This window comes from Pseudomonas sp. Pmew2, assembly GCF_058129885.1.
Map to the genome: position 1 here is coordinate 4380860 of NZ_CM176702.1, position 16121 is coordinate 4396980.

Below are 16121 nucleotides of genomic sequence, written 5' to 3' on the forward strand. Positions count from 1 at the left end.
AAGAGGGTCAGGCGAGAGGTTTACCGGCGTTGGCGACGACGATCATCATCGGCACGAACCGGAATGGGCTGCAGTTTTGGTCGTTCTATAAGACCCAATGCAACGCCTGCGTCATGGAGCCATTCTTGCAGTTTGCTATTCATAGAGCCCCCTTGAGGGAAATACCCGGCAGTCAATCTGTACACATCACTCACTAGAGATCATAGAAGCAAATGAACCGTTAGCCGAGTGCTACGGAAAACAATTTTCCGATAGAGCCAATGTGACATTTGTACAGGCTCGCTTCTAGTCTTTGCGACGGACGGCCTGTTACTGAACGTTGCGCCGACGAGCCAAACTGATCATTCAGGCGGACTGATCAGGCCGTCATTGTCAGTCATAGCCCGTTCGAGCAAGTCCGCGGGCAGACTCTTGCTGGCACGCGCACCCAGCAGCTTGAGTTGCTCGCTACGGCTTATCAGGTTGCCGCGCCCCTCCGTCAGCTTGTTGCGCGCCGCCGAGTAGGCCTTGTCCAGTTGCTGCAGACGGTTGCCTACCTCGTCCAGATCCTGAATGAACAACACAAACTTGTCGTACAGCCAACCTGCCCGCTCGGCAATCTCGCGCGCGTTCTGGCTCTGACGTTCCTGCTTCCACAGGCTGTCGATGACCCGCAAGGTGGCCAGCAGTGTGGTGGGGCTGACAATCACGATGTTGCGATCAAAAGCTTCCTGAAACAGATTCGGCTCCGCCTGCAAGGCTGCAGAAAAAGCCGCTTCGATAGGCACGAAGAGTAGAACGAAATCCAGACTGTGAAGCCCCTCAAGACGCTTGTAATCCTTGCCCGAGAGGCCTTTGACGTGATTGCGCAGCGACAGCACATGTTGCTTGAGCGCAGCCTGACCGATAACGTCGTCATCAGCCGATACGTACTGCTGATAAGCCGTCAGGCTGACCTTGGCATCGACCACCACTTGTTTGTCACCGGGCAGCATGATCAGCACATCAGGCTGAAAGCGCTCGCCATCCGGCCCCTTGAGGCTTATTTGCGTCTGGTATTCACGGCCCTTTTCAAGCCCGGCATGCTCCAGCACCCGCTCAAGAATCAGTTCACCCCAGTTACCCTGGGTCTTCTGCCCTTTCAAGGCGCGCGTCAGGTTGGTGGCTTCATCGCTCAAACGTTGATTCAACTGCTGCAGACGCTCCAGCTCCTTCGCCAGCGAAAAACGTTCGCGGGCTTCGTTCTGATAACTTTCCTCGACGCGCTTTTCGAACGACTGGATGCGCTCCTTGAGCGGTGTGAGCAATTGCCCCAGTTGCTGCTGGCTGGTTTCGGCAAAACGCTGCTCACGCTCATCAAAGATCTTGCCTGCCAACTCGGCGAACTGCGCGCGCAGCTCATCCCGGGAACCCTGCAGATCATTCAGGCGCTGCTGATGGCTGTCCTGCTGTTCACGCAACTCGGCATTCAATGCCGCGCACTGCGCATCCAGACGACGCAACTCGGCTTCTCTGCCGGCACGTTCATGATTCCAGGCATGCGCCGTTTCGCGAGCGCTATCGCCTTCCTGACGCAGCAACTCGACCTCGCGCCGCAGCGCTGCAAGGTCGGCCTGTTTGGCCGCATTGGCCTGGCTGAGGTCACTCACCTCGTCGCGGCAGGCATCCAGTTGCGCATTGAGGCCTTCCTGCGCCATCTGCGCCATGCTCAGGCGCTCGTCCAGCAGCGCGCTCTCGGCCTGACGAAGTGCCAGACGACGCTGCAACTGCCAGAGCAATGCCAACAAGGGCACAGCAGCTGCAGCAAGCCCCAGTAACAGGCTGTTCAGGTCCAGTGCCATAAAGACTCCATGCAGGCTGAATCATCGCCAGCGGCAGTGTGGGTAAGCGCGTGATAGTGCAGCAGAAACGTCGTCTAGGGCGAGGCAAGATCAACAGGCGGGGGCAAATCGGGGGAAAGGATTATACGCGCTTTCAGCAACGCGCACAGCCCCCATTTCGGGGACATTTCAGCCGGGACAATCCACAGAAGCTGTGGATAACTCAGTGGACAACCCCCCTTTAACTTCCGCAAACGCAAGCAGGATGCGGCCTGCGCTCAAACTGACGATTTTTTCACCAACTAAAAAAACGATGTTTTTCATTGACTTAATAATTCACCATCATAAATCAAACTCTTAGCAACGCTTGTGACAGTGATATGGCAGCTTGTTCAGCTAATGTGCACAACTCCCTGCCGGGGCTCTTTTCAGCCATTTCGGGCATCATATGATTGTTGCTCGATTGCATCTTATTCTCAATGAATACGTGGCTTTCAGCAGCCTTTCAACCACTGGGATCGACCTGTCGCCGACGCAGTCCACACCTCACCAGACGTCTTGAAAACAATGCAGGCGACAAATCATGCATCTCGCTGTCCAAGCACTGCCAAAAAAGACCAAATATCAGCCACCAAGGATTCAGTGAAGGCCCCATGAAGGAGATAGTGAAGTTCTTCCTGCTGCTGATGGCCGTCTGCATCGTCGCCCTGGCCACCAGTATTGTCCTGCCACCGCCGGACGGCGGCGTCTTCGCCTACAGCGTGCTGTTGTCTGCAATTGCCCTGCTGCTGATCATCTGCAGCGACCTGAGCAATGGACGTATCAACAAGACAGGCGACATCATGCGCGCCATCGAAGGCCGCAAGTCCCTGCGGCTGACCATCGCTGCCTACCTGCTCGGGTGCTCAATGGTCGCATCCGTGACCGTGCTGATCTACCGTATGGTCGGGCACTGGTGAATTTTATTTACCGACGCTTGCAATACTTCGAAATGGCGGGTAGCATGACGACCGTTAGTACCAAGCTGAAAATCAATTCCGGTCGACAAGTCCCCCGACAGACACTCCTCCATGCGACGAGAATGTTGGCAACAAGGGATCGACCACCTCGATGGTTTCCAGACATGAACCTTTCGCGCTGATGCACCATTTGGGGTGACAGTGCAGTCATGGCTCTCATGGTCTGCTTCAACCAGCCTGCAATTGATCAGGATCTTCACCCGGAGCGTAGAACCTTTGCTCCTGTTGTGTTGCCTGCCCTCCTAAGTACCTACCGGTCAGCCAGAGCGCCATACGATAAAGCGCGCTTCAACTGCCTGTCTTTGTTCCAGTCAGGTTCTCCGCCCAGCCAGGCTTTTGTATCAAATGTCGGCCCGCGTTTACTGGAATCTTTATTTATGCACGGTATTGTTCCGTGTTGTTTCAGGAAACACCTTGAATATGAATACTCAAACCCAACACGCAATTCACACATTGACCAATGCTTTTGCCCCGATGAACTGCCTGATCATGGCCGCTCGCAAAGGCTGTTTCAGTTTTACAATCGTCAACGAACACGGCATCGCCCGTCACAGCGAACGCCTGTACCCCGATCAGTACGCAAGCGCCGAACCGCTGCAAGCCGTGATCGAGCGTACTCGTCAAGCACTCATCGCCTGACGCAAACGATTCACCGCTCGCCAAAAGCCCCGCCCTGCAAAGCGGGGCTTTTTTATGCCCGCTCTATATTGAATTGACGACATTGACCAATGTGCAGCACTGAGACTTCGTCTAAATTGCAATTCCCACGGCTTTATCAAGATTGTCCTACAAGAATAGCTCTAAATCGGGCTCCTCAGCCTATAGCGCGCCATCGAAAATGTTGGTAATTTTCGACCGGTGAACAACAAGGAGTTCTAATAATGAAAATAATGACAAAAACACTGAACCGGACAACACTTGGACTCGCCCTGGGTCTGGCTTCTTCTCAACTGCTTGCAGCCGGTTTTGCCCTAAACGAACAAAGCATCAGCGGCATGGGCACAGGCTTTGCAGGTCGCTCCTCGTCAGCCGATGATGCAAGCACCGTATTCGGCAACCCTGCCGGCATGTCCCGAATCAAACGCGAACAAATCAGCGTCGGCGCCGCAGCCGTGATTGCCAAGACCGACATCGACAACGGTCGCGGCACATTCGGCGGCAGCAACGACGGTGACATGGTTCCGGTGGTCGGCGTGCCAATGGGCTATTACGTCAAACCTATCGATGATCACTGGGCATTTGGTCTGGGCGTGTACGTCCCGTTCGGCCTGGTCACTGATTACGAAAAAGGCTTCGCCGGCCGCTACTGGGGCGACAAGAGTCACGTCCAGATCGTGACCTTCCAGCCAACTGTCAGCTATGCATTCAATGACAAGGTTTCCATCGGTTTCGGCCCGACCATCAACCGCATCGACGGTGAACTGACCTCGGCAACATTGAACGCCGCAACACCGGGCCGTAATGACGGCAAGGTGAAGATCGAAGGCGATGACACCGCAATCGGCTTCAATGCCGGCATCCTGGTGCAGGCTACCGACACCACTCGTCTGGGCCTGACTTACCACTCCAAGGTCGATTACAAGCTCAAGGGCAAGACCAAGATCGAAGGCTCGGGCTTCGGCCCGTTCGGCGGCCAGAAGTACGATGCTTCGCTGGACATCTCCACGCCTGAGTCGGTGGACTTCTCTATCACCCAGCAACTCGACGAGAACTGGACTGTTTACGCAGGCAGTACCTGGACTCGCTGGAGCCGCCTGCAGGACATCACCGTCAACAACGATGGCGTCCCTGCTCTGCTGGGCGGTTCTGCCGGCCCAATCGGCACCATCACCGAAGAACAGAACTGGCACGACACCTGGGCGCACGCCATCGGTGCCTCGTACAAGGTCAATAAAGAGTGGACCCTGCGCACAGGTTTCTCCGTTGATCAGTCGCCGACCAACAACGTCAACCGCTCCCCACGCATCCCGACTGGCGATCGCAAGATCATCAGTTTCGGCGCAGGCTGGAGCCCGACCGACGACCTGACCATCGACGTGGCGTACTCGTACCTGCGTGAAGACGAAACCAAGATCCGCGACTCCAGCGCGACCAAAGGTTCGTACAGCGCTGACTACCGCAACACCGCTCACGGCCTGGGCACTTCGGTTACCTATCGCTTCTGATAGCAACTGCCAGGCTGAAAAAAGCCCGCAACCAGTAATGGTTACGGGCTTTTTATTGCGTGCCTGGTGCGCTCAGACCCGCATTGATTGACTGCCGTACAGATACTCCGCGTCATTGACTGGCTACCGTACAGATGCTCTGCCTCATGACTGACTATCGTGCCGACGCTCCGCGTCGGCATGCAGTTCTGGACGCTCTGCGTCCTCTTTGTGGCGCTCAGCGTCACACAAGGCTTCTACGATGTCAGGCAGATTCAGACAACACTCAAGCCCGCCCTAAGGCTTCGACGCAATCGCCTTTTCAATGGCTGCGATCAGCTCAGGATCATCCGGCTTGGTCATGCTGGAGAAGTTGGCAATGACCTTACCCTGGCGATCAACCACGTACTTGTAAAAATTCCAGCGCGGCGCACTGCTTTGCTCGGCCAGCACCTTGAACAAATGGGTCGCATCATCGCCGCGCACGGCCTGCGGCTCGGTCATGGTGAAAGTCACGCCGTAATTGACGTAGCAGACCTTGGCGGTCTCCTCACCATCCTTGGCTTCCTGTTTGAAGTCATTGGACGGCACGCCCAACACCTCAAGCCCCTGCCCCTTGTAGCGCTGACTCAGCTCTTCAAGCCCTTTGAACTGGGGCAAAGCCACAGAAACTGGCGGTGTTGACCACCACCAGCGGCTTGCCGGCAAAGCGTTTGCACAGGTCGATGTTTTCCTTGGCGCGCAGCTTGGGCAACTCGCCCTGCAGCAGCGGCGGACAGTCGGCAGCCATTGCAGCGCCACTCATGGCCAGCAGCAGAAGAGGTATCGAAACAAAGCGAATGTTCATCATGGCGGCCCTGGATAATGTTGTCGTTTGTCGACACGCTACCCCATGCCAGGCTGTCTGCCTAGCAAGCGCCCATTCCCAGTTGCAACGCAGCCAGCCCAACGTGCTGCCAGGCCCACCAGACCACACCGCGCCTGCGAGCACCGCCGCCAGTAGGGGCCAGCGACGGCTCATGCCAGGCTACCCTGCGCCTGCAACCTGGCCACCGGGCGCTCACGCACCGGCCAGTTCAACGCGGCGGCCAGCAGACTCAGCAGTATCGAGACTTGCCAGACGAGGTCGTAGTTGCCGGTGCGGTCATACACCAGCCCGCCGAGCCAGCCGCCAAGGAATGCACCTAACTGGTGAAACAGAAAGACGATACCGCCCAGCATCGACAGGTTACGCACACCAAACAGTGTCGCGACCGTGCCGTTGGTCAGCGGCACAGTCGACAGCCACAGCAGGCCCATTGCTACGCCGAACAGATAGGCAGTGGTCTGGCTCAGCGGAATCCAGAGAAACAACACGATCACCACAGCGCGCAACAGATAAAGCGCGGTCAACAGTCGAGGTTTGGACATGCGCCCGCCCAACCAGCCAGCGGTGTAGGTGCCAAAGATATTGAACAACCCGATCAAGGCCAGCACCGTTGTACCGACCTTGGCGGGCAAGTGTTGATCCACCAGATAGGCTGGCAGGTGCACGCCGATGAACACCACTTGAAAGCCACAGACGAAGAAACCCAGTGCCAGCAGCCAGAACCCCGAATGCGAGCAGGCTTCACGCAGCGCCTCGCCCAGCGTCAGCTCGATACCGGTAGACACGCTCGGCGTATCCTTGAGCATGCCTACCAAGGGCAGGATCAGCGCCACCATTACGCCCAGCACCAGCAAGGCACCGGACCAGCCCAACCAGCTGATCAAACCCAGTGTGCCGGGCAACATGGCGAACTGGCCGAATGAACCCGCCGCGCTGGCGATCCCCATGCCCATGCTGCGTTTTTCCGCAGGCAGCGCGCGCCCGACGACACCCAGAATGACCGAAAAAGACGTGCCGGACAGACCAATACCGATCAGCAAACCAGCACTAAGGGAAAGACTCAGAGACGAATCAGCCATACTCATGCACAACAGCCCTGCCGCATACAGCACACCGCCAACGAAGACGACTTTGGCCGCTCCAAATCGATCTGCCAGCGCCCCGGCGAACGGCTGCGCCAGACCCCACATAAGGTTCTGCAAGGCGATGGCAAAGGCAAAGACCTCACGCCCCCAGCCAAAATCCGCGCTCATGGGCGCCAGAAACAGGCCGAAACCGTGCCGCGTGCCCAGCGAAAGCGCAAGGATCAACGCACTGCCCAGCAGAACCCAGCCGCTGGTACGCCAGATCGATGTCATGGTTAAGCTCCCTGCACTTTGTTACATGGTTTTACCTGCGAATCGCGAAGCTACGCGCTGCCGGTAAAAGCTGTCAACAAAGCGTTGTGCAGGGTCTCAAAGCAGCGCCAGCGTCAGCAGCACCGCCAATTCCAGCAGCTCGAGCAATGCCCCGGCCGTATCGCCGGTGCAGCCGCCCAGACGGCGCATCATCAACTGCCGCAGCCAGAAGAAACAAACGGCGCAGACCAGCAATACAGCTACCCCTGACCAGCCGGCGAGCAGCACGCACGCAATGGCAGTGGCGGCCAAAACCTTGCGTCCAGGGCCACGCGGCAGGTGATCGGCGAGCGCCTGCCCCAATCCCCCGGAACGCACATACGGCGTTCCCAGAAAAAGCCCAAGCATGGCAGCGCGTCCGATCAGCGGCGCCAACAGCAGCCCGATACTGCTGTGACTTTCGATCAGCGCCAGAATCGCTGCAAATTTGAGCAGCAGCACCAGCACCAGCGTGACCACGGCAATCGGCCCGCTACGCGGGTCCTTCATGATCTGCAAGGTACGTTCGCGATCACCAAAACCGCCCAGCCAGGCGTCGGCACTGTCGGCCAGACCGTCCAGATGCAAGCCGCCACTGAGCAGCACCCAGGCGCTGAGTACCAGCGCGGCATGCAGCATGAGCGGCGTACCACTGAGTTGCGCGCTGAAACCCAGCAGCAGCATGCCGAACACCACGCCTACCAGCGGGTAGAACAACAACGAACGCCCAAGCTCTTCCGGGGGCGGCATGCCGGGCAGACGAATCGGCAGGCTGCCGAGAAATTGCAGGGCGATCCAGAACGGCAGCATCTCAGACCTCCGTGATTACGCCATCAGCAGCGACCTGAATCGACAGCAGTGCGCCATGGCCGACCACTACCTGCAACAGTTGCTCGCGCGGCAGCCCACGCGCCTGCGCCAGCAGCAGACGCATCACACCACCGTGACTGACCAGCAACACGCGTTCATCGGCATACGCCTTATGCAGACGCGCCACCGCATTCAGCACCCGTGTCGAAAAATCGATCACTGGCTCGCCATTGGGCGGCGTGAAGGCGTAGGGATCGGCCCAGAACAGGCCCAAGCCTTCGGCATCGGTTTCCATAAGCTGCGCAGGGCTGTGGCCTTCCCAGTCGCCGAAATGCAGCTCCTGTAAACCCGGCTCCAGTTGCATGGGCAGCGACAGGCGCTGCGCCAGCTCTTCGGAAAAACGTGCACAGCGCTGCAAAGGCGAGCTGACAATCCGTTCCCAGGGACCGCCATTGGCCACTGCCGCACGCATCTGCTGCCAGCCGAGTTCGGTCAGAGCATCGTCGAGGCTGCCGCGCAGACCACCGCCCAGCTCTGTTTCGCCATGACGCAGCAAGTCCAGACGCAAGGTCATGCGGGGCGATCCGCCACTGCCGCTTCGGCAAACGTTGCCATGCCGTTGTGCAGCTCGCAGGCCAGACGCACCAACGGCACCGCCAACGCTGCGCCACTGCCCTCGCCCAGACGCAAGCCGAGGTCCAGCAGCGGTTCGGCCTGTAGCGTTTCCAGCAAGTGCCGGTGGCCCGGTTCGGCGCCACGGTGGCCGAACAACAGCCAGTTGCGGCAAGACGGATTCAGGCGCACCGCCACCAGGGCGGCCACGCTGCAAATGAAACCGTCGACCAGCGCCACGATGCCTTCCTGCGCACAGGCCAGATAAGCGCCGGTCAGCGCGGCAATCTCGAAACCACCCAGGCAGAACAGGCTGTGTAGCGGGTCGCCGGCCTGCTCGGCATGCAGCGCCAGTGCGCGTTCGATGACACGGGTCTTGTGCTCGATGCCCTCGGCGTTCAGCCCGGTGCCGGGACCGACCAGCAACGGCGCGGCACATTCCAGCACCGAGCAGGCGACGGCGCTGGCCGCCGTGGTATTGCCGATGCCCATCTCGCCACCGATAAACAGCTCGGTGCCGACCGCCTTGGCGCGCAACACGCTGTCGCGCCCGGCCTGTAGAGCAGCAAGCCCCTGTTCGGCGCTCATGGCTGGCCCGTGGGCGAAATTGGCGGTGCCCGCGCCGATGCGCAAATGACGCACGCCCGGCAAATCCAGAGGCGCCACGGTACCCAGATCCACCACGTCCAGCTGCGCCGAGAGCTGGCGCGCCAGCACGCTGATCGCTGCGCCACCGTTGACGAAGTTATGCAGCATCTGGCCGGTGACTTCCTGTGGATAGGCCGATACACCTTCGGCCACCACACCATGATCGCCGGCAAAGATCGCGATCCACAATTTGTCGGCAGCCGGACGCTCGCGCCCTTGCAGGCTGGCAAGCTGTACCGCCAGACGCTCCAGTTGTGCCAGCGAACCCGCCGGCTTGGTCAACTGTTGCTGACGGGCCAGTGCCGCCTCGCGCATCGGTACATCAATGGCCTGTGCAGGCTTGAGCCACCAGGAATTACTCATAGCGCGGTTCCTTTCAACGTCAGGGGCAAGCCGGCAACGGTCAACACGACACGCTGGCAACGCTCGGCCAGCGCCTGATGCAACAGGCCGGCTTCATCGACATAGCGACGGGTCAGTTCGCCGAGCGGCACGACGCCAAGCCCGGTTTCGTTGCTGACAAAAATGATTTCACCCAGCAGCCCGGCAAGGCTGTCGAGCAGGGATTCACGTTCTTGAAGCAGGCGCTCGGGGTTGTCGAGCATCAGCAGATTGGTCAGCCAGAGGGTCAGGCAATCGACTAGCAGGCAGCAATCGGGCGCCGCATTTTCGCGCAGCACCCGCGCCAGCTCGATCGGCTCTTCGACCAACCCCCAGTGCTCGGGACGGCGTGCGCGATGGCTCGCAACACGCTGATTCATTTCGCCATCGAGAGGCTGACTGGTGGCGATGTAGGTCACCTTCAGCGTGCTGTCGGCGGCCAGTTTTTCCGCCAGGCGACTCTTGCCGGAACGCGCGCCGCCGAGGATCAATTGCAGCATTCAGTTCGCCTCCAGGCCACACAGTTCGCGAAGCAATGGGCCGTCCAGGTGTTTTTCCACCAGGTCCGCCAGACGTTCTATGTCGCGCTCGCGCAGGGCGTGATAGTCGACGGACTGCACGTTCGCCAACCCCGCCCAGCGCAGTAACGCGCTACAGGCCGCAGGTGATTCGAACAGGCCGTGCAGGTAAGTCCCGAGCACCTGCCCGTCGACACTCTGCGCGCCATCGCAACGCCCGTCGTCCAGTTGCACGGCAGCCTGCTCCAGCGCCGGCCCTGTCGTTACCCCGGCATGAATTTCGTAGCCGCTGACCTCGGCGTCTTCCAGGGTCAGACGACCGCGCACATTGCGCAGTTGCTTTTCCGCTTCCAGCACCGTGCTCATTGCCATTAGGCCAAACCCGGCGCTGGACCCGGCTGCGCCTTCCAGCCCGAGAGGATCGTGCACCTGCTCACCGAGCATTTGCAGGCCGCCGCAGATCCCCATCAGCTTGCCGCCATAACGCAAATGCCGCTCGATGGCGGTGTCCCAGCCATGGCTGCGCAGGTAGTTCAGATCGCTGCGCACGCTTTTCGAGCCGGGCAGAATGATCAGGTCAGCAGGAGGAATCGCCTGGCCGGGACCGATGAACTGCAGATTGACCTGAGGGTGCAGGCGCAGCGGGTCGAAATCGGTGTGGTTACTGATGCGCGGTAGCACTGGCACCACCACGTTCAGCACATGCTCGACCTTGTCGGTCTGACGCTGGTCCAGGCCGTCTTCGGCTTCCAGGTGCAGGTCCATCACGTAGGGCAGCACGCCAACCACCGGCTTGCCGGTGCGTGCTTCCAGCCAGTCCAGGCCCGGTTGCAGCAAGGCGATGTCGCCGCGAAAACGGTTGATGATGAACCCCTTGACCCGCGCCTGTTCGCTGGGCGACAGCAACTCCAGCGTGCCGACCAGATGGGCAAACACCCCGCCGCGATTGATGTCGGCAATCAATAGCACCGGGCAGTCGACCGCCTCGGCAAAGCCCATGTTGGCGATATCGTTGGCGCGCAGGTTGATCTCGGCCGGAGAGCCCGCGCCCTCGACCACGATCACCGGGTATCTTTCACCCAGGCGCCGATGGGATTCCAGCACCTCCTGCATGGCGATCTCTTTGTAGCCGTGATAAGCCACCGCGTTCATGGTGGTGACCGCACGGCCGTGAATGATCACCTGCGCACCCGTATCACTGTTGGGCTTGAGCAGCACCGGGTTCATGTCAGTGTGCGGCTCCAGAAAGCACGCCTGCGCCTGCACCGCCTGGGCGCGGCCGATCTCGCCGCCGTCCGCCGTTACAGCGCTGTTGAGCGCCATGTTCTGCGGTTTGAATGGCACGACCTTGACGCCCTGTCGGGTCAGCCAGCGGCACAGTGCCGTCACCAGTGTGCTTTTGCCGGCGTCGGAGGTGGTGCCTTGTACCATCAGCGTGGTCATGGGTATTCCTTGCGGTATTCAAGCAGAACAGTGTGCAAACGCAGCCAGTCGGCCTCGTCGCGGGGCAGACCGAAGCGCAGGCTGGACGACTCGGGGGTGTCACCTTTGAACAGGCGCAACAGCACGCCACGCTGCGCACAAAACTCATAGAGCGTTTGCGCTTCAGGGGTCATGCGCCACTGAAACAGCGCACAGCCGCCCTGCGGGCTCAGACCGTACTGGTCAAGCAAGGCCACCAGACGCTCGCGAGCCTGCTCGCTGCGTTCACGCTGACGGGCCTGCCCTTCCTGATCATTGAGGCACACCTGACCGATGATCCGGGTTGGCCCACTGACCGACCATGGGCCGATTTCCTGCGCCAGCATCCTCAGCAATACCCGCTCGGCCATGACAAAACCGAGCCTGACACCGGCCAGGCCAAAAAACTTGCCGAACGAGCGCAGCACAATCAGCCCGGTGCGCCACGTTTCGGCAGCCAGGCTAAGGCCCGGCGTGTTATCCATAAACGCTTCATCGACGACCAGCCAGCCACCGCGCTCGGCCAGTCGTGCATGCCATTCCAGCAGGCGCTCGGCGCTCAGGTGCAGGCCGGTCGGATTGTTCGGGTTGACCACCACCAGCACATCAAGAGAGTCGAGAAAGTATTCGACCTCCTGCTCGCCTACCTCGCGGACCACGAAGCCGTTCTTGCGCCATGCATGTGCATGCTCGGCGTAGCAGGGCGACAGCACGCCAACCCGACCTCCGCTGCGTACCCGCGGTAACGCTTGAATCGCAGCCTGTGAGCCGGACACCGGCAATAAGCGAGGTACGCCGTAATAGCGGCAGGCCGCCGATTCCAGGCCATCGTCGGTCTCGGGCAACCGCGCCCAGGCACGCGTCGGAATCTCCGGGATGGGCCACGACCAGGGCGCGATGCCCGTGGACAGGTCCAGCCAGTCAGCCAGTTCGATACCGTAATGCTGCGCTGCGGCGCGCAACCGACCGCCGTGCTCAAGCATAGAATTCAGCTACCACGCATATGACCAGCAACCACAACCAGACGCCGCGCTGCACCAGTTGCCAGCCGCGATCAATGGAGTCTGCATCGGCAGGTGCACCTTCACCCAATTGCGGACGCTGATGCAGCTCGCCGTGATAGATCGCCGCCCCACCCAGTTCGACACCCAGCGCACCCGCGCCAGCGGCCATCACCGGACCTGCATTCGGACTGTCCCAGGCCGGGGCCTGCTTACGCCAGCAGCGCAGCGCCAGCCGGGTCTTGCCCAGCAAGGCGTAAGTCAATGCCACAAGGCGTGCAGGAAGGTAGTTGAGCAGATCGTCGATCTTCGCCGCAGCCCAGCCGAAACGCTCGAAGCGCTCGTTGCGGTAGCCCCACATGGCGTCCAGCGTGTTGCTCAGCCGGTACAGCACCACGCCGGGCGCACCGGCCACGACAAACCAGAACAGCGCGGCGAACACCGCATCACTGCCGTTCTCCAGCACTGATTCGGTAGCCGCGCGAGCCACTTCGGTGGCATCCAGTTCGCTGGTCTGGCGACTGACCAGATAACCGACCCGCTGGCGTGCCTCGACCAGATCGTCACTGCGCAACGCTTGCGCCACCGGCTGAACATGTTCGCCCAGGCTGCGCATGCCCAGCGCGCCATACAGCGCCAGAATCTCGACCAGCCAGCCAATACCGGGCAACCAGCTCAGTAGCGTGGCCAGCAGCGTCAACGGCACTACGGTGATAACCCAGGCGGTAACGCCATGACTGCGCCAGCCACGGCCACCGCTGTTGAAACGCTGCTCGACACGGCTGGCAAAACGCCCGAACGCCACCAGCGGATGCCATCGTTTTGGTTCACCGAGCAACGCGTCCAGCGCCACACCGGCGACGCTCAACAGCGCCACACTCATTGACTCACTCCCCATTGATTCTCGTACAGCAGCTCGTGCAGCGGACGCGCCTGCGCCCAGCCTTCCATCACCAGCATTGGCGCAGGATAGAACTCCTTGACCGGCCCCAGGCAAATGATCGCCAGCGGCTTCGCGCCGTCAGGCATGCCCAGCAGTTCGGCCAATGCCTCGGGGTCGAACAGCGACACCCAGCCCATGCCCAGGCCTTCTGCACGCGATGCCAGCCACAGGTTCTGGATCGCGCAGGACAGCGATGCCATGTCCATTTCGGGCAAGGTGCGACGCCCGAAAATGTGTTGCTCACGCCCTTCCATCAGCGCGGCGACCAGCACTTCTGCGCAGTCGTTGATGCCTTCGACCTTGAGCTTCATGAACTCGTCGGTGCGCTCGCCCAACGCCTGGGCAGTGCGGATACGTTCTTCTTCTACATGCGCCTGCATTTTTCCGCGCAACGCCGGATCGCTGATGCGAATGAAGCGCCACGGCTGCATCAGCCCGACACTGGGTGCCTGGTGTGCGGCTTCCAGCAAGCGCGCCAGCAACTCGGGCGCCACCGTGCCGCCGACGAAGTGGCGCATGTCGCGACGCTCGGCGATGGCCCGGTACACCGCAGCCCGCTCTTCAGGGCTGAACGCTTGTTCGGTCATGGTTTGAACAGCGCCGCAATCGCCTGAGGGCAGGAAGGGAAATAGAAATGCACGTAGGACGCGGTCAGACGACCCAGGCGGTAGACTGCCTCTGCGCCACGCCCGCCGTTGGGGCTGACGCCACGGGCAATCGGCTGCAACTCGGTGCTGGTCAGCGAATGGTGATACGTGTGACCGTGCAGCGTGCCCTCGGGCAATTCAACCGCTTGCAAGGCCAGCGCCGCCAGACGCTTCTGCATGACCGCCTCACCGGACAGCAAGCCGACCAGTTCGGCGCGCACGCCCTCCACATCGCTCAGGGCTTCGAGTAAATAAAGCATGCCGCCGCACTCGGCCAGAATCGGCTTGCCAGCGATATGGTGCGCCCTGATCGATGCCTGCATCGTCAGGTTTTCCGCCAAAGCAACGTGGTGCAACTCCGGGTAGCCACCCGGCAGGTACAGGCTGTCGGCGTCGGGCAGCTCGCGGTCATGGATCGGCGAGAAGAAACTCAGCTCTGCGCCCATGTTTCGCAGCAGGTCCAGGCTTGCGCCGTACAGAAAGGCAAAGGCCTCGTCGCGGGCAATGGCGATGCGCACACCGCTGAGCAACGGCTCGACCTGAACCGGGTCGGGCGCGGTAAAGGTTACGGCTGGCGGCAAGGCCACTTCGCAGGTGCTGGCCAGCGCGGCGGCAGCCATGTCCAGCCGCACATCCAGATCATTGAGTTCGCTGGCCTGGACCAGCCCCAGATGGCGGCTGGGCAATTCGAAACCGACTTCCCGGGACAGTGCGCCATACCAGCGCAGGCCTTCGGTCAGACTGTTTTCCAGCAACTGCGCGTGGCGTACCGTGCCAACCCGATTGGCCAGCACGCCGGCAAACGGCAGATCCGGCTGATAACGCGCCAGCCCGAGCGCCAGCGCGCCAAACGTCTGCGCCATAGCCGTGCCGTCGATCACCCCCAACACCGGTACGCCAAAGTGGCGGGCCAGATCAGCGCTGGACGGTGTGCCGTCGAACAACCCCATGACGCCTTCGATCAGGATCAGGTCTGCCTCATCTGCGGCTTCCCACAACAGGCGACGGCTTTCGTCGGCACCGACCATCCACATGTCCAGCTGGTAGACCGGTGCGCCGCTGGCCCGCTCAAGAATCATCGGGTCGAGAAAATCCGGCCCGCACTTGAACACCCGGACCTTGCGGCCCTGGTTGCGGTGCAAACGTGCCAGTGCCGCGGTGACGGTAGTCTTACCTTGCCCGGAGGCAGGCGCGGCGATCAAAACCGCCGGGCAATCGCGCGGAGCTCTCATTGCAGTGCTCTCATTGCAGTGCGCCCAATAAAGGATTATTCACAGCTCGATACCTTTCTGCGCCCGGATACCGGCCTGAAACGCGTGCTTGACCACGCCGATATCGGAAACCGTATCAGCCAGGTCGATCAATTCGGGTTTGGCACCGCGGCCGGTCACCAGCACATGCTGCATAGGTGGGCGGGCCTGCAGGTCACTCAGCACTTGTTCAAGGTCGAGGTAACCATGCTTGAGGGCAATGTTCAGTTCGTCGAGCACCACCAGACCAATGGCCGGGTCGCGAAGCATTTCCCGAGACACGGCCCAGGCGGCTTCGGCAGCGGCAATGTCACGCTGGCGATCCTGGGTTTCCCAGGTGAAGCCCTCGCCCATCACGTGATAGCGCACCTGCTCGGGGAAACGGCGGAAAAACATTTCTTCGCCAGTGCTGTTGCGGCCCTTGATGAACTGCACCACGCCGCACTGCATGTCGTGGCCCATGGCCCTGGCAAGCATGCCGAATGCCGAGCTGCTCTTGCCTTTGCCGTTGCCGGTCAAGACCAGCAGCAGGCCGCACTCGTTGGGTGAGCTGGCAATGCGCTCGTCCATCACGGCTTTCTTGCGCAGCATGCGCGCCAGATGGCGTTCGTCGCGTTCGGGGGATTCGTTCATCCGGGTTCTCC

17 protein-coding genes and 1 pseudogene are annotated in these 16121 nt (G+C 60.7%); 3 read left to right on the forward strand and 15 right to left on the reverse strand.

What is annotated here, in order from left to right; genetic code table 11:
- Positions 1 to 20 precede the first annotated feature (20 nt).
- The 3 genes from AC4ANK_RS20110 to AC4ANK_RS20120 all read right to left on the reverse strand — a co-directional run bounded on the left by AC4ANK_RS20110 (position 21) and on the right by AC4ANK_RS20120 (position 2123).
- Positions 21 to 143 carry a PA1414 family protein gene (locus AC4ANK_RS20110; protein ID WP_101165338.1) on the reverse strand — a complete coding sequence of 41 codons (123 nt, stop codon included), beginning with the start codon at positions 141 to 143 and terminating at the stop codon, positions 21 to 23.
- A 198-nt stretch (positions 144 to 341) separates the two neighbouring features.
- Positions 342 to 1706: a DNA recombination protein RmuC gene (locus tag AC4ANK_RS20115; RefSeq protein WP_162836993.1), complete on the reverse strand. Its 1365-nt coding sequence runs from the start codon at positions 1704 to 1706 to the stop codon at positions 342 to 344.
- A gap of 282 nt (positions 1707 to 1988) precedes the next feature.
- Complete coding sequence (locus AC4ANK_RS20120; RefSeq protein WP_256461760.1) at positions 1989 to 2123, reverse strand: hypothetical protein; 135 nt, start codon at positions 2121 to 2123, stop codon at positions 1989 to 1991.
- A gap of 329 nt (positions 2124 to 2452) precedes the next feature.
- On the opposite strand from AC4ANK_RS20120, the gene AC4ANK_RS20125 reads away from it, so the two are divergent.
- The 3 genes from AC4ANK_RS20125 (at position 2453) to AC4ANK_RS20135 (ending at position 4983) form a co-directional block, all read left to right on the forward strand.
- Positions 2453 to 2758 (forward strand): hypothetical protein, encoded by a 306-nt coding sequence (locus tag AC4ANK_RS20125; protein WP_002554587.1) that lies wholly within the window; start codon positions 2453 to 2455, stop codon positions 2756 to 2758.
- 480 nt (positions 2759 to 3238) lie between these two features.
- Positions 3239 to 3457 (forward strand): hypothetical protein, encoded by a 219-nt coding sequence (locus tag AC4ANK_RS20130; protein ID WP_002554588.1) that lies wholly within the window; start codon positions 3239 to 3241, stop codon positions 3455 to 3457.
- Positions 3458 to 3699: 242 nt separating this feature from the next.
- Entirely contained in the window at positions 3700 to 4983 is a 1284-nt protein-coding gene (locus tag AC4ANK_RS20135; RefSeq protein ID WP_002554589.1) for an OmpP1/FadL family transporter, read from the forward strand.
- 276 nt (positions 4984 to 5259) lie between these two features.
- Here the strand turns inward: AC4ANK_RS20135 and AC4ANK_RS20140 are convergent.
- From AC4ANK_RS20140 to cobO, 12 genes and pseudogenes are all read right to left on the reverse strand, one after another.
- Positions 5260 to 5809: pseudogene (locus tag AC4ANK_RS20140) on the reverse strand (glutathione peroxidase).
- Positions 5810 to 5979: 170 nt separating this feature from the next.
- The gene (locus AC4ANK_RS20145) at positions 5980 to 7188 is read right to left on the reverse strand and encodes an MFS transporter (RefSeq protein ID WP_002554592.1); all 1209 of its coding nucleotides are present in this window, start codon (positions 7186 to 7188) and stop codon (positions 5980 to 5982) included.
- Positions 7189 to 7284: 96 nt separating this feature from the next.
- Positions 7285 to 8016, reverse strand: coding sequence for an adenosylcobinamide-GDP ribazoletransferase (locus tag AC4ANK_RS20150; RefSeq protein WP_460384692.1), 732 nt, complete (start codon positions 8014 to 8016; stop codon positions 7285 to 7287).
- A 1-nt stretch (position 8017) separates the two neighbouring features.
- A complete protein-coding gene (cobC, locus tag AC4ANK_RS20155) occupies positions 8018 to 8590 on the reverse strand; it encodes an alpha-ribazole phosphatase family protein (RefSeq protein ID WP_002554594.1) in 573 nt (190 codons plus the stop codon).
- Complete coding sequence (gene cobT / locus AC4ANK_RS20160; RefSeq protein ID WP_002554595.1) at positions 8587 to 9639, reverse strand: nicotinate-nucleotide--dimethylbenzimidazole phosphoribosyltransferase; 1053 nt, start codon at positions 9637 to 9639, stop codon at positions 8587 to 8589. The genes cobC and cobT overlap by 4 nt, the downstream gene beginning before the upstream one ends.
- Complete coding sequence (cobU, locus tag AC4ANK_RS20165; protein WP_002554596.1) at positions 9636 to 10157, reverse strand: bifunctional adenosylcobinamide kinase/adenosylcobinamide-phosphate guanylyltransferase; 522 nt, start codon at positions 10155 to 10157, stop codon at positions 9636 to 9638. The genes cobT and cobU overlap by 4 nt, the downstream gene beginning before the upstream one ends.
- The gene (locus tag AC4ANK_RS20170; protein WP_460384690.1) at positions 10158 to 11618 is read right to left on the reverse strand and encodes a cobyric acid synthase; all 1461 of its coding nucleotides are present in this window, start codon (positions 11616 to 11618) and stop codon (positions 10158 to 10160) included.
- Positions 11615 to 12619, reverse strand: a complete 1005-nt coding sequence (gene cobD, locus AC4ANK_RS20175; RefSeq protein WP_031596369.1) for a threonine-phosphate decarboxylase CobD — start codon at positions 12617 to 12619, stop codon at positions 11615 to 11617. The genes AC4ANK_RS20170 and cobD overlap by 4 nt, the downstream gene beginning before the upstream one ends.
- Positions 12612 to 13520, reverse strand: a complete 909-nt coding sequence (gene cbiB / locus AC4ANK_RS20180; protein ID WP_002554599.1) for an adenosylcobinamide-phosphate synthase CbiB — start codon at positions 13518 to 13520, stop codon at positions 12612 to 12614. The genes cobD and cbiB overlap by 8 nt, the downstream gene beginning before the upstream one ends.
- Positions 13517 to 14167, reverse strand: coding sequence for a 5,6-dimethylbenzimidazole synthase (gene bluB, locus AC4ANK_RS20185; RefSeq protein WP_002554600.1), 651 nt, complete (start codon positions 14165 to 14167; stop codon positions 13517 to 13519). The genes cbiB and bluB overlap by 4 nt, the downstream gene beginning before the upstream one ends.
- On the reverse strand, positions 14164 to 15459 hold the full coding sequence (locus tag AC4ANK_RS20190; protein WP_002554601.1) for a cobyrinic acid a,c-diamide synthase CobB: 1296 nt from the start codon (positions 15457 to 15459) through the stop codon (positions 14164 to 14166). Before AC4ANK_RS20190 ends, bluB begins: the two co-directional genes overlap by 4 nt.
- Before the next feature lie 39 nt (positions 15460 to 15498).
- On the reverse strand, positions 15499 to 16110 hold the full coding sequence (gene cobO, locus AC4ANK_RS20195) for a cob(I)yrinic acid a,c-diamide adenosyltransferase (protein ID WP_002554602.1): 612 nt from the start codon (positions 16108 to 16110) through the stop codon (positions 15499 to 15501).
- Positions 16111 to 16121 lie beyond the last annotated feature (11 nt).